The organism is Micromonospora sp. WMMD712 (assembly GCF_029581295.1).
Classification (GTDB): domain Bacteria; phylum Actinomycetota; class Actinomycetes; order Mycobacteriales; family Micromonosporaceae; genus Micromonospora; species Micromonospora carbonacea.
Genome location: NZ_CP120743.1, coordinates 4,427,725 through 4,440,946, shown reverse-complemented (window position 1 = coordinate 4,440,946; position 13,222 = coordinate 4,427,725). Strand labels below are relative to the sequence as shown.

The window sequence follows — 13,222 nt, the reverse complement described above, 5'->3', positions numbered from 1 at the left end:
CCCCCGCCCCAGGGTGATGGTCGCGGTCAGGCGCGGCGGTGCACGAGGCGGCCGGCGACCACCGTGGCGAGGCAGCTCCCGTCGTCGGCGAAGACGGCCAGGTCGGCCCGGCCGCCGACGGCCAGCTCGGGCGGGCGGGCGGACGCGAGCAGCGCGACCCCGTTGCGGGCGGCGGCGGCCCGCACCCCGGGGTCGGTCACCTGGTCGGCGAGCGCCGCGGCGGCCCCGAGCCGGAACAGGGCGTGCACCCGTTCGCGCGGGGTCGGTGCGGGCGGCAGCGGCCCGTCGTGCACCAGCGCCGGCCCGAGCACGCCGGCCCACCGCCGCACCCGCGCCCCCGGGTACGCGGCCGTCAGCTCGCCCGCCGACGCCACCGCCTCGATCCGGTCCCCCGTCACCAGCACCGCGCCCTCGACGACCGGCCGGTCGTCGAGGGTGCGCCGCAGCAGCGGCGCGGCGTGGATGGTCCGCACGTCAGTCGGCGACCGGGCCGAGCACGGGCCGCTTCGCGGTGACGGAGTCGCCGGACGAGCGGCCGGTGAGCCGGCGCTTGACCCACGGGGCCAGATGCTGGCCCGCCCAGCGCAGGTCGGCGGCGCGGGCGGCCAGCCACGGCGTCGGCGCGGGGTGCGGCGGGACCAGCAGCCAGTCCTCGTCGCAGCCGACGCCGAGGGCGCTCAGCACGTGCGCGGCGACCCGCCGGTGCCCCGCCGCCGACAGGTGCAGCCGGTCGGCGCTCCACAGCAGCGGGTTTCCGAAGGCGTCGTCGGCGTAGAGGTCGACCATGATCGCGCCGTGCCGCTCGGCGGTCTCCCCGACGGCCCGGTTGAGCACGTTCACCCGGGGCGCGACGAGCCGCTGCCCGGGCAGCCGGGCCATCAGGTCGGCGAACCGGAACAGCACCACGTCCGCGCCCCCGGAACGGAGCTGCCGGACCACGTCGTCGAAGCGGGCGATCAGCGCGTCGGGGTCGAAGGTGCGGCGCAGCACGTCGTTGCCGCCGGCCGCGAAGCTGATCAGGTCGGGCTTCATCTCCAGCGCCGCCGGCACCTGCTCGGCCACCACGTTGGGGAAGAGCCGGCCCCGGATCGCCAGGTTCGCGTACCGGAAGTCGGGGCCGGCCTCGGCGGCGAGCCGGGTGGCCACCAGGTCCGCCCAGCCCCGGTAGGTGCCGTCCGGGTACGCGTCGTCCATGCCCTCGGTGAAGCTGTCCCCCACCGCCACGAAACTGCGCCAGCCCACCGAACCCTCCGCCTCGCCAGCAAGGAAGGGCCCCCTGTCAACGCATCCGGTCGTGCAGGGGCCCCTGCTCAACGTCAGACAGTCTGGCACCGGCCACCCGCGCACATCGTCCCGGCACCGGGAACGTGAGGGAGTTCATCGACGGCGAGGACGCCTCCGGTCGGCCACGCCGGTAAACCGCGTCGCCCGGCCGGTCACCGCGGCCGTACGCTGCGCTGATGTTGTTGCGCATGTCGACCCTGCTGCTCCGGACCCTGCGCGAGGACCCGGCGGACGCGGAGGTGCCGAGCCACCGGCTCCTGCTGCGCGCCGGCTACGTCCGTCGCGCCGCCCCGGGCGGCTACACCTGGCTGCCGCTGGGCAAGCTGGTGCTGGACCGGGTCACCGAGATCGTCCGCGGCGAGATGACGGCCATCGGCGACCAGGAGGTGCACTTCCCGGCGCTGCTGCCGGCCGAGCCCTACCGCGCCAGCGGCCGGTGGACCGAGTACGGCGACGACATCTTCACCCTCGCCGACCGCCGGGGCGCCGAGCACCTGCTCGCCCCGACCCACGAGGAGCTGGCCGCGCTGCTGGTGAAGGACCTGTTCACCTCCTACCGGGACTTCCCGGTGACGCTGTTCCAGGTGCAGACGAAGTTCCGCGACGAGGCCCGCCCCCGCGCCGGGCTGCTGCGCGGGCGCGAGTTCCTGATGAAGGACGCGTACTCGTTCGACCTGGACGACGCCGGGCTCCAGGCCGCCTACGGCCGGCACCGGGCGGCGTACCGGCGGATCTTCGACCGGCTCGGGCTGGAGTACACGGTGGTCCGCGCGACGTCCGGGGCGATGGGCGGGTCGGCGTCGGAGGAGTTCCTGGCCGCCACGGACGTCGGCGAGGACACCTTCGTCGGCTGCACCGCCTGCGACCACGCCGCCAACACCGAGGCGGTCGTCACCCGGCCCCCGGCGGCCGGCGACCCCGACGCGCACCCGGCGTCGGCCGTGCACGACACCCCCGAGACGCCGACCATCGCCGCGCTGGTGGACCTGGCGAACACCCGCCGGCTCGCCGGCCGCGCCGACTGGACGGCCGCCGACACCCTGAAGAACGTCGTGCTGACCGTACGCCGGCCGGGCGCGGCCGAGACCGAGCTGCTGGTGGTGGGCCTGCCCGGGGACCGCGAGGTGGACCTGAAGCGGGTCGGGGCGGCGCTCGCCCCGGCCACCGTGGCGGTCTTCGACGACTGGGCCGCCCACCCGGAGCTGGTACGCGGGTACATCGGGCCGCAGCGGCTGGCCAAGCTCGGCGTCCGCTATCTCGTCGATCCCCGGGTGGTCCCCGGGACGGCCTGGCTGACCGGGGCCAACGAGCCGGGCCGGCACGCCACCGACGTGGTCTGCGGCCGGGACTTCACCCCGGACGGGACCGTCGAGGCGGCCGAGGTACGCGCGGGCGACCCCTGCCCCGCCTGCGGCTCCGGCACCGTCACCATGCGGCGCGGGATCGAGATCGGGCACATCTTCCAGCTCGGCCGGCGCTACACGGATGCGTTCGCCGTCGACGTGCTCGGCCCGGCCGGCAAGCCGGTCCGCCCCACCATGGGCTGCTACGGCATCGGGGTGTCCCGGGCGGTCGCCGCGATCGCCGAGCAGCACCACGACGACCGGGGCCTGGTGTGGCCGGCGGCGGTCGCCCCGTGCGACGTACACCTGGTGGCGGCGGGGAAGGGGCCGCAGCTCGACGCGGCGCTGGAGCTGGGCGGACGCCTCGCCGCCGCCGGCCTGCGGGTGCTGGTCGACGACCGCACGCACGTCTCCGCCGGGGTGAAGTTCACCGACGCCGAGCTGGTCGGCGTCCCGCGTGCCGTCGTGGTCGGCCGCCGCCTCGCCGACGGGTACGTCGAGCTGCGTGACCGGGCCACCGGCGAGCGGACCGAGCTGCCGCTGGCGGGGCTGGTCGACCGGCTGCGCGACGACGCGCTACGCGCCCGGGGCGAGCTGGTGTAGCGGGCGGCGCACTGGGTACCGGTTACCGATCGGCACAGGTGTGTATTCGGAGGCGCAGATGACCGGTTACCGGGTCAGCGACGTGATGACCAGGCAGGTGGTCTACCTGCCCGCGGAGACCACCCTGGACGAGGCGGCCAGGGTGATGAAGGAGGCGGACATCGGCGACGTGGTGGTCACCGACGGCGCGAGCCTCGCCGGCATGCTGACCGACCGCGACATCGTGGTCCGGGCGGTGGCCGAGCGCAGCGACCCGGCCACCACCACGATCGGTTCCGTCATCACCCGGGAGGTGGTGATGATCGAGCAGCACGCGACCGCCGGGGAGGCGGCGGCGCTGATGCGGGAACGCGGCATCCGGCGCATCCTGGTGTGCGACGGCGAACGCAAGCTCGTCGGCATCGTCTCCCTCGGCGACCTCGCCATGCAGCTCGACCCCAACTCGGCGCTGAGCGAGATCAGCGAGCAGGCCCCGACCGTGTGAAAGGAGGGGCCCCCTGTTAACGCCTCCGGTAGAGCAGGGGCCCCTTCTTAACCACCGTCGGGCTGCCGCCGGCACCACCGTCGGGCTGCCGCCGGCACCACCGTCGGGCTGCCGCCGCCCGACCGTCGGTAGCCTGAACGGATGCCCGAGATGCCGACCAAGCTGGCCGAGATCGTCGACGAGTTCGCCGCAGCCCCCCGCGACGTGGTGCTGGAGATGCTGCTGGAATACTCCGACGTCATCCCGCCGCTGCCCGAGGAACTCGCCGGCCGGGAGGGCATGGAGCAGGTCCCCGAGTGCCAGACCGCGTTCTTCCTGCGCGCCGAGGTCAACCCGGACCGGACGGTGACCACCTGGTTCGACTGCCCGCCGGAGGCGCCGACGACGCGCGCCTTCGCCGGCATCCTCGCCGAGGGGCTGGCCGGGGCGAGCGCCGACGAGGTGCTCGCCGTGCCGGACGACCTCTACCAGCGGATGGGGCTGGCGCAGGCGATCAGCCCGCTGCGGGTCCGGGGCGGCACGGCCATCCTGGCCCGGCTCAAGCGCCAGGTCCGGGAACAGATCTCCTGATCGACGGGTTGTCGCTGGTCATGGAGATCGAGATCTACGCCGACGTCGTCTGCCCCTGGTGCTGGATCGGCAAGCGCCGGCTGGAACAGGCACTGGAGTCCTACGACGGTGAGGTGACCGTCCGGTACCGGCCGTTCCAGCTCGACCCGTCGCCGGTTTCCGAGCCGAAGCCGCTGGTGGAGGCACTGGCCGCGAAGTTCGGTGGCCGGGAGCGGGCCGAGGGCATGTTCGCCCAGGTGACCCGGGTAGCCGCCGGCGTGGGGCTCGACATGCGCTTCGACCGGGCGGTGCACGCCAACACCTTCGAGGCGCACCGGCTGATCCGGTTCGCCGCCGAGCGGGGCCGCTCCGCCGAGCTGGTCGAGGCGCTCTACCGGGCGCACTTCGCCGACGGTGTCGACATCGGCTCGCGGGACGCCCTGGTGAAGCTGGCCACCGCGGTGGGCCTGGACGAGACCGAGGCCCGGGAACATCTGGAGTCGAACCTCGACCGCCGCGAGGTGGCCGCCGACCTGGCCGCCGCGCGCGAGCTCGGCGTCTCCAGCGTGCCGACCTTCGTGCTGGCCGGGAAGTACGCCGTCACCGGCGCGCAGGAGCCGGAGACCCTGCTCGCCGCCCTGCGCGAGGTCGAGCAGCGCGAAGCCTGACGCGCAGGGTCACGACCCGGGCGGCCAACGATCAGCGTCGACCTCGTTCCACGTGAAACGACATCGAGCTACGCCGTGGGCTGGGCGGGCCTGGCCAGCCCCTCCACCACCCGGGCACCGGGGAGCGCGCCGAGCGCCGGCCCGGGCAGGGCGATCTTGCTGTGCCGCACGCCGGAGCCGACGATCACGTGCGGTGCGGCGACCACCCGCGCGTCGACCAGGATCGGCCAGTCCCCGGGCAGCCCGATCGGGGTGATCCCGCCGTACTCCATGCCCGTCAGCTCCACCGCCTCGGCCATCGGGGCGAAGCTCGCCTTGCGCACGTCCAGTGCCCTGCGGGCCACCCCGTTGATGTCGGCGCGGGTGGTGGCGAGGACGACACAGGCGGCGTACCGGGTCTCGCTCCCGCGTTTCCCGGCGATCACGACGCAGTTGGCCGACACCTCCAGCCCCACCCCGTACGCGGCGCAGAACGCGGCGGTGTCGGCGAGGTCCGCGTCGATCGGCGCGACCAGCACCTGATCGACGTCCACCGGCGCGTCGGCGGGCCACTGCCCGAGCGCGGCGGCCACCGGCGACGCCAGCAGGTCCGATCGGTTCCGGGCGGGCTCGGTCTTCAGCGTTCCCATCACGGCTGTGATCCTCGCACCCCCGGACCCCGCCCGCCCGTGGGACGCCCACCACAGGTGATGGCACCGCGGGCCCGGTCCAGCCCCGTGCCCGGACCGGCCCCGCGGTGCGTCCCCCCGCCCCGCCGGGGGAGTCGTCCGGCCCCGCCCCCGTGGGGACCGGTGCCGGGTCAGCCGTTCGCGACGAACGGGTTCTCCCGGACGAACGTCCGGTCCTGCGCGGCGGCGACCTCCTGGGAGCGCAGCAGGCCGGGCCGGCGGGCCTCCAGGTCTTCGAGGGCGTGCCGTACGGCGAGCCGGATCACCCCGTAGAGGAAGACGAAGCCGGCGACGTAGAGGATCACGGTGGAGACGAGGACCAACATGGCGACACGGTAGGCAGACGTCGAACGGGGGGACTTCTCATCTACGGTCGGTTCCCCCGTACGTGGCGGCGAGGTGGTCCGCCCAGGTTCCGGGTGCCCGTCGGGTTCGCGGCGGTGGCGGGGCCGCCCGCCCGCCGGGCGGCTCGCCGCCCGGGGCTCACGGCAGGGAGCGCGCCGCTGGCCCCGCCGGAACGACCCGGCCGGCGAGCAGGACGCCCAGCCCCGCCAGGGCCGCCGCCAGGACCAGGGTCGCCGCGTAGCTCGACCGGCCGGGATGGGCGCTCGCCGCGAGCACGGCACCGGTCAGCGCCAGCACGGTCGCCGCGAACAGCGAGTCGCCCAGTTGCAGGGAGGAGCTGTTGCGGCCCTGCTCGCCCGGGGCGGACAGCTCCAGGGTGAGCACCGACAACGACGGGTAGAGCAGCCCCATCCCGAGCCCGGCGGCGGCCCAGCCGAGCACGCACACCGCCAGCGGCACCGCCGGCCACACCGCGAGCGCCACCGTGGCGGTCCCGCCGGTGATGCACGCCAGCCCGGCGCGCACCAGCGTGGCGGGCGACCGGGGCGCGAGCCGGTCCCGCAGCCCGGGCAGGAGACCGCGCCGGGAGACCGGTGCCGTGACAGGCGCTGCGGAGCCGGGCGCGGGCAGCCGGCCCTGCAACCAGGAGCCGGCCGACCAGGAGAGCGCGCCCACGGTCAGGACCAGGCCCGCGCCGGTCGGCGTGAGCCCGCGCTCCCGGGAGAGCATCAGCGGGATCACCACCTCCGCGCCGGCGAACGCGGCCGAGGCCAGCCCGCGCAGCCCCACCACCGTGGGCAGGCCCCGCCCGGCCCGCAGGAAACCGGCCGGCAGCAGGCGTGGGGCGCAGCAGAGCAGGCCCGCCAGCGCGGCACCGACCAGGCCGACCGCGAGCACGCCGCGCTGCTGCCCCCCGTAGTGCAGCAGTGCGGCGCTCGCCCCCGCCCCGAGGGCCCAGCCGACCCGGGCCCCCGCGCCGGTCGACGGGCGGGCGACGGCGGCGGAGGAGGGGCTGTCGACCGTCGACGGGCGGGTGACGGCGGACGGTGCGAGGCTGCGCAGGCCCGGCTGGACGAGCAGCAGCGCCGGCACCGCCACCGCCGGCACCGCCAGGAAGACCCATCGCCAGCCGAGGTGCTCGACGACGAGCCCGGCGATCGCCGGCCCGACCAGCGACGGAACCACCCACGCGGCCGCGAACGCGGCGAAGATGCGCCGGTGCAGCGCCTCCGGGTACGCCCGCCCCACCACCACGTAGAGGGCCACCGACAGCAGGCCCGAGCCGAAGCCCTGCACCATCCGGCCCGCCACGAGCACGCCCATCGTCGACGTGGTGCCGGCGATGAGCAGCCCGGCCACGAACCAGGCCACCCCGTGCCACACCGGTGCCCGGGGGCCGCGCGCGTCGCACCACACCCCGGAGACCACCATCCCCACCACGCCGGAGGCGAACGCGCCGCCGAACGCGAGCCCGTAGAGGGACAGCCCGTCGAGGCTGCGGGCGACGGTCGGCATGGCGGTGCCGACGGCCAGCGCCTCGAAGGCCAGCAGCGACACCAGGGCCACCACGCCCACCGTCATGGCGCGCAGCGCGGGGGCGAACAGGTGCTCCGGGGCGGCCGGGGGCGCGAGGGCGGTCACCGCCGGCCGGCCGTGCGGAAGACCCACGCCGGTGGCGCGACCGGAGGCTTCCGCCGCCGATCGCCGGCCGGTCGTTCCCGGTTCGCCTCGATCCTCAGCAGTTCGATGAGCATGCGCCCAGCCTGCGACCTCAACCCGGATTCAGGTCAAGCCGGACGTGACCGGGCTCTCACACCCCGCGAACGGTCCACCGTCAGGCGGACTCCAGCGCCTCCCCGACCCCCTTCGCCAGCCCGGACAGGTGCTGGTCGGCGAGCAGGTGCCCGGCGGTGATGACCAGCGCGAGCGGCCACTCGATGACCTGGAGCGCGGCGAGCACCCCGAGGCCGGCGTAGTAGGCGATCTTGTCGGGCGGCGGCACGGCCACCTCGCCCAGCATCGGCACCTCCACCCGGCGGCTGTACGTCCGCACCATCTCGTGCGCCCCGCTGAGGTGTCGCGTGATCGTGCTCATCCCGGCCTCCCCTGTGTCGTCCGCGCTGGCCATGACCCGAGCCGCGTTCCACCGTCGGCCGCATCCATGCCAGCGACGGAGGAACTTCTCCGGCAACCGCCGAGAAATTCCCGGACGAAGGGGGCATGACGCCCGGGCGGGCGGGAAGTCAGCCCGCCGGGACCGAGCGTGGGAGGCGAGATGGCGTACGGCGGGAGCAGCGGCGGCACCGGGAGAGCCGGCCGGCGGCGCTCCGGCCGTACCGCTCGATGACCTCGCTGGGCCGGCTCGCCGGCCGCCTCCTGCCGTCGGTGACGATGCCCCTGGTCGGCGACGCGACCCGGACGGTGCCGCACCTGGTGGGCGACGCGTCCCGCAGCGTCGGCGGCGCCGCGACCCGGCTGGCCCGGGCGGCCGGCCTGACCAGTCGCCGGGTCTGGTCCCGGCCGGGCCGCCACCACATCGAGGTGCACGGCGTCGGCCAGGACGGCGGGGACCGGCTCGCCCGCCAGGTGGAACGCACGCTGGAACGGCTGCCCGGGGTCGCCTGGGCCCGGGTGAACTCGCCCTCCGGCCGGGTGGTCGTGGCCGTCGAGGAACCGGAACCGAAGCTGCGCGACCTCATCACCACGATCGCCCGCTGCGAACGCACCTGCGACCACGAGCCCGACCCGGAGATCCCGCCCCCGCACCCGCCCGAGGACGGGCCGCGCACCCCCCGCACCCTCGGCGCGCTCGCCTCGGACGCGCTCGGCCTGACCATCTCGGCGGCCACCCGGATCCTGCCGTTCACCCCGGTCCCGGGCGAGGTGTCCGGCCTGCTCACCGCCGTCGATCTGCACCCCAAGCTGCACGCCCTCGCCGGGCGGGGACTGCGCGCCGACCCGCGCGCCGACATCCTCTTCCCGCTCGCCGAGGCGGTCGTGCAGGGCCTCACCGGCGGCTGGGCCGGGATCGTGCTGGACGGCGCGCAGCGCGTCGTGCAGTGGGGCGAGGCCCACGCGCAGCTCAGGGCCTGGGCGAAGGCGGAGCCCCGGCTCACCGGCGACCCGGACCGGGCCGTCGCCCGCGTCCCGACGGCCGAACGCCCGAACGCGAAGCCGGACGGGCCCGCCGAGCGATTCGTCGCCCGGATGCTGGCGGCGGGCACGGCGGCCGGGGCGGCGGCGGCGCCGGTGCTCGGGGGCAAACGGGCCGCCGCGCTCGGGCTCTCCAGCCTGCCCAAGGCCCCGGGCAGCGGCCGCGAGGGGTACGCCGCCCAACTCGGCCGCATGCTCGCCCGGCGCGGCGTGATCGCCATGGACCGCAGCGTGCTGCGGGAACTCGACCGGATCGACACGGTGGTGCTGGACGCCGCCGTGCTCGGGTCGCAGCGGGCCGTCCTCGCCGACCTCGCCCCGCTGTCCGGGGCGGACACCGGGCAGGTGGCCGCCCGCGCCTTCGCGCTGTTCGACCCGGCCGCCCCCGGCCAGGTGCAGCGGGCCGACGGGTGGCGGCTCGGCCCCCTGGACGCCGTCGACGCGACCGACCCGGGCGACACCGACGACAGCCGGCGGCTGCGCTCCGGTGGCGGCACGCTGCTCGGCCTCGCCGAGGCGGACCGCCTCGTCGCGCTGCTCCGGGTGGAACCGGAGCCCGCCCCCGGCGTGGACGCCCTGCCCACCGCCGCCCGGCAGGCCGGCCTACGGCTGGTGGTCGCCGGTGACGACGACGGCCGGTACGCCTTCGCCGACGCCGTCCTGCCCGGCGGCCTGCGGACCGTCGACACCGTGCGCCAGTTGCAGCGCGACGGCGCGGTGGTGCTGCTGCTCTCGGCCGACCGGGCGGCGCTGGGTGCGTCGGACTGCGGGCTCGGGGTGGCCGGGCCCGACGACCTGCCGCCGTGGGGGGCGCACCTGCTGGTGGGCACCGACCTGCGGGTCGCCGCACTGATCATCGAGGCGGCGGGGGTGGCCCACCGGATGACCGCGCAGAACATCCGGCTGTCCCTGGCCGGCACCGGGCTCGGCGCGCTCGGCGCGTTCACCGCCGACCCCCGGCAGCTCCCGGGCCGGACGCTGGCCGCCGTGAACGGGGCCGCCGCCCTGGCCTTCCTCAACGGCGTGTGGCGGGCGGGCCGGCTGCCGGACCGGGCCGACAGCGCGCCGCCGGCCCCGACCGCGTGGCACCTGATGCCGGCCGACGCGGTGCTCCACCAGCTCGGCACCGGCCCCGCCGGCCTCGACGACGCCGAGGCGCAACGCCGCCTGGCCAGCCGCACCGGGGACACGCCGGGCCCGTCCGGGCTGCTGCGCGCGTTCGTCGACGAGCTGGCCAACCCGCTCACCCCCGTGCTCGCCGCCGGCGCGGTGCTCTCCGCGAGCTTCGGTTCGCTGGTCGACGCGGCCCTCGTCGGCGGGGTGGTCGGCGGGTCCGCCCTGGTCGGGGCCGTCCACCAGCGCAACACCGAACGGTCGCTGGCCGAGCTGCTGTCCCGTTCGGCGGTCACCGCCATGGTCCGCCGGGGCGGCACGGAACGGACCGTCGCCGCCGAGGAACTGGTCCCCGGTGACGTGATCGTCCTCGGGCCCGGCGACGCCGTGCCGGCCGACTGCCGGCTGCTCGCCACGGACGGGCTGGAGGCCGACGAGTCGTCGCTGACCGGCGAGTCGCTGCCGGTGGGCAAGTCCACCGACCCGGTGGTCGCCGCCGCCGTCGCCGACCGGCGTTCCATGCTGTACGAGGGCACCACCGTCGCCACCGGCCACGGCACCGCCGTCGTCGTCGCCACCGGCGCGGACACCGAGGCGGGACGCAGCCTCGCGCTGGCCCGGCAGTCGCCCCCGGCCAGCGGGGTGGAGGCCCGGCTCGGCAACCTCACCAAGTCGGCCGTCCCGTTGGCCGCCGGATCGGCGGTGGCGGTGGCCGGGGCGGGACTGCTGCGCGGCGTACCCCTGGCGGAGACGGCGGCGACCGCCGCGAACCTGGCGGTGGCGTCGGTGCCGGAGGGCCTGCCGTTCCTGGTCAGCGCCGCCCAGCTCGCCGCCGCCCGGCGGCTGGCCGAGCACGGGGCGCTGGTCCGCAACCCCCGCACCATCGAGGCGCTGGGCCGCGTCGACGTGCTGTGCTTCGACAAGACCGGCACCCTCACCGAGGGCAAGCTGCTGCTCGCCGGCGTCGGCGACGGCAGCGGCACCCGGTACGCCGCGCCGGAGGCGCTGGACGGGCCGCTGCGGACGACCCTGGCCGCCGCGCTGCGCGCCACCCCGGCCGGCGACCCCGACGAGCTGCCCCAGCAGACCGACCGGGCGGTACGCCGGGGCGCGGCGGCGGCCGGCGTCGACGAGCGGACCGGCGCCGACGGCTGGCAGGCGGCGGGGGGCCTGCCGTTCGAGCCGTCGCGCGGCTACCACGCCACCGTCGGGCGGACCGGCGGCGGGCTGCTGCTCAGCGTCAAGGGCGCCCCGGAGACGGTGGTGCCCCGGTGCGCCGCCCGGCGCGCCGCCGACGGGCACGACCGGCCGCTGGACGACGCCGGCCGGGCCGAGCTGCACCGGATGCTCGCCGAGCGGGCCGGCGCCGGGCACCGCGTCCTGGCCGTCGCCGAGCGTCCCGTCACCGCCGAGGCGGTGACCGACGACGACGTGACCGGCCTCGTCTTCGTCGGCCTGCTGGCGATCGCCGACGGGGTACGCGAGTCCGCCGCGCCCGCCGTCCGCCGGATCCGGCAGGCCGGCGTGCACACCATCATGATCACCGGGGACCACCCGGCGACGGCCGAGGCGATCGCCGCCACCATCAGCCCCGACCACGGCGAGCAGCGGGTGGCCACCGCCACCGACCTGGACCGGCTCGACGACGACGCGCTCGCCGAACGACTGACCCGCGTCGACGTGGTGGCCCGCTGCACCCCCGCCCACAAGGTACGCATCATCCAGGCGTTGCAGCGCAACGGCCGGACCGTGGCGATGACCGGCGACGGGGCCAACGACGCCCCGGCGATCCGGCTCGCCGACGTCGGCATCGCCCTCGGCCAGCGGGGCACCCCCGCCGCCCGCGCCGCCGCCGACCTGGTGGTCACCGACGACCGGCTGGAGACCATCATCGCCACCCTCGTCGAGGGACGGGCCATGTGGTCCTCCGTCCGGCACGCGCTGAGCATCCTCGTCGGCGGCAACCTCGGCGAGATCGCGTTCAGCGTGCTGAGCGCGGCCAGCACCGGCCGGTCCGCGCTCAACGGTCGGCAGTTGCTCCTGGTCAACCTGCTCACCGACCTGGCGCCGGCGCTGGCCATCGCGGTCCGGCCACCCGCCGACGGCCACGCCGACCACCTGCTGCGGGAGGGCCCGGACAGCTCGCTCGGCGAGACGCTGACCCGGGAGATCGCGCTGCGGGCGGCGTCCACCACGCTGGGCGCGACGGTGGGCTGGACGCTCGCCCGGTACACGGGGCGACGACGGCGGGCCGGCACGGTCGCGCTCGCCTCGCTCGTCGGCACCCAGCTCGGGCAGACCGTGTTGGCCGGCGGCACCAGCCCCACGGTGCTCGTGTCGACCGCCGCCTCCGTCGGGGCGCTGGTGCTCGTGGTGCAGACGCCGGGGGTCAGCCAGTTCTTCGGCTGCACCCCGCTCGGGCCGGTCGGCTGGAGCATCGCGGCGGGCTCGGCGCTCGGCGCGACCCTGGCCAACGGCACCCTCACCCGCCTCCTGGGTAAGGAAGGGCCCCTTGTTAACGCCTCCGGTCGAGAAGGGTCCCCTTCTCACACCTGATCACAGCGTGCGCTCGGAGATGGCCTCGATCAGATCGCCCACCGCCCCCTCGGGCAGCGCCCGGGCCACGTCGGCGACGGCGACGATGCCGACGAGGTCCTGACCGTCGACGACCGGCAGCCGGCGCACCCGGTGCCGACCCATCGTGCGCAGCACCTCCGCGGCGTCGTCGTCGGCGTCGATCGTCACCGCCTCGCCCTGGGCCAGCTCGCCCGCCGTCACCATGGCCGGGTCCCGGCCCTCGGCCAGCACCTTCACCACGATGTCCCGATCGGTCAGCATGCCCGTGAGCCGGTTGTCGTCGCCGCGGATCGGCAGCGCGCCCACGCCCAACCGGGCCATCTGCCGGGCGGCCGTCCGGAGGTCGTCCTGCTCGCTGACGCAGGTCACGTCGCTGGTCATGATGTCGCGTGCGGTCGGCATCGGCACGCACCTCACTTCCGGGAGGGTGTCCAG

Annotated in this window: 12 protein-coding genes; 5 read left to right on the top strand and 7 right to left on the bottom strand. The window is 76.2% G+C overall.

Annotated elements, in window-relative coordinates; translation table 11 throughout:
- Nucleotides 1-26: 26 nt before the first annotated feature.
- Both O7633_RS19180 and O7633_RS19175 read right to left on the bottom strand, forming a co-directional pair.
- The gene (locus O7633_RS19180) at nucleotides 27-473 is read right to left on the bottom strand and encodes a hypothetical protein (protein ID WP_282323405.1); all 447 of its coding nucleotides are present in this window, start codon (nucleotides 471-473) and stop codon (nucleotides 27-29) included.
- Between the two features lies 1 nt (nucleotide 474).
- The gene (locus O7633_RS19175; protein ID WP_282323404.1) at nucleotides 475-1,242 is read right to left on the bottom strand and encodes an SGNH/GDSL hydrolase family protein; all 768 of its coding nucleotides are present in this window, start codon (nucleotides 1,240-1,242) and stop codon (nucleotides 475-477) included.
- Nucleotides 1,243-1,460: 218 nt separating this feature from the next.
- Here O7633_RS19175 and O7633_RS19170 point away from each other — a divergent pair, with 218 nt between their 5' ends.
- The 4 genes from O7633_RS19170 (at nucleotide 1,461) to O7633_RS19155 (ending at nucleotide 4,931) form a co-directional block, all read left to right on the top strand.
- Nucleotides 1,461-3,230, top strand: coding sequence for a proline--tRNA ligase (locus O7633_RS19170; protein WP_282323403.1), 1,770 nt, complete (start codon nucleotides 1,461-1,463; stop codon nucleotides 3,228-3,230).
- Nucleotides 3,231-3,288: 58 nt separating this feature from the next.
- On the top strand, nucleotides 3,289-3,714 hold the full coding sequence (locus O7633_RS19165; RefSeq protein WP_074475706.1) for a CBS domain-containing protein: 426 nt from the start codon (nucleotides 3,289-3,291) through the stop codon (nucleotides 3,712-3,714).
- Nucleotides 3,715-3,855: 141 nt separating this feature from the next.
- Nucleotides 3,856-4,284 (top strand): SufE family protein, encoded by a 429-nt coding sequence (locus O7633_RS19160; RefSeq protein ID WP_282323402.1) that lies wholly within the window; start codon nucleotides 3,856-3,858, stop codon nucleotides 4,282-4,284.
- Nucleotides 4,285-4,304: 20 nt separating this feature from the next.
- Complete coding sequence (locus tag O7633_RS19155) at nucleotides 4,305-4,931, top strand: DsbA family oxidoreductase (protein WP_282323401.1); 627 nt, start codon at nucleotides 4,305-4,307, stop codon at nucleotides 4,929-4,931.
- Between the two features lie 68 nt (nucleotides 4,932-4,999).
- Here the strand turns inward: O7633_RS19155 and O7633_RS19150 are convergent, their stop codons facing one another.
- The 4 genes from O7633_RS19150 to O7633_RS19135 form a co-directional block, all read right to left on the bottom strand.
- Complete coding sequence (locus O7633_RS19150) at nucleotides 5,000-5,560, bottom strand: YbaK/EbsC family protein (RefSeq protein ID WP_282323400.1); 561 nt, start codon at nucleotides 5,558-5,560, stop codon at nucleotides 5,000-5,002.
- 170 nt (nucleotides 5,561-5,730) lie between these two features.
- Nucleotides 5,731-5,925, bottom strand: a complete 195-nt coding sequence (locus O7633_RS19145; protein ID WP_074475710.1) for a hypothetical protein — start codon at nucleotides 5,923-5,925, stop codon at nucleotides 5,731-5,733.
- 157 nt (nucleotides 5,926-6,082) lie between these two features.
- A complete protein-coding gene (locus O7633_RS19140) occupies nucleotides 6,083-7,612 on the bottom strand; it encodes an MFS transporter (protein ID WP_282323399.1) in 1,530 nt (509 codons plus the stop codon).
- A gap of 166 nt (nucleotides 7,613-7,778) precedes the next feature.
- Entirely contained in the window at nucleotides 7,779-8,039 is a 261-nt protein-coding gene (locus O7633_RS19135) for a hypothetical protein (RefSeq protein WP_176734916.1), read from the bottom strand.
- Nucleotides 8,040-8,287: 248 nt separating this feature from the next.
- Between O7633_RS19135 and O7633_RS19130 the strand changes: the two genes are divergently transcribed.
- Nucleotides 8,288-12,766 (top strand): HAD-IC family P-type ATPase, encoded by a 4,479-nt coding sequence (locus O7633_RS19130; protein WP_282323398.1) that lies wholly within the window; start codon nucleotides 8,288-8,290, stop codon nucleotides 12,764-12,766.
- Here the strand turns inward: O7633_RS19130 and O7633_RS19125 are convergent, their stop codons facing one another.
- Nucleotides 12,767-13,189 carry a CBS domain-containing protein gene (locus O7633_RS19125; protein WP_282323397.1) on the bottom strand — a complete coding sequence of 141 codons (423 nt, stop codon included), beginning with the start codon at nucleotides 13,187-13,189 and terminating at the stop codon, nucleotides 12,767-12,769.
- Between the last annotated feature and the right edge of the window lie 33 nt (nucleotides 13,190-13,222).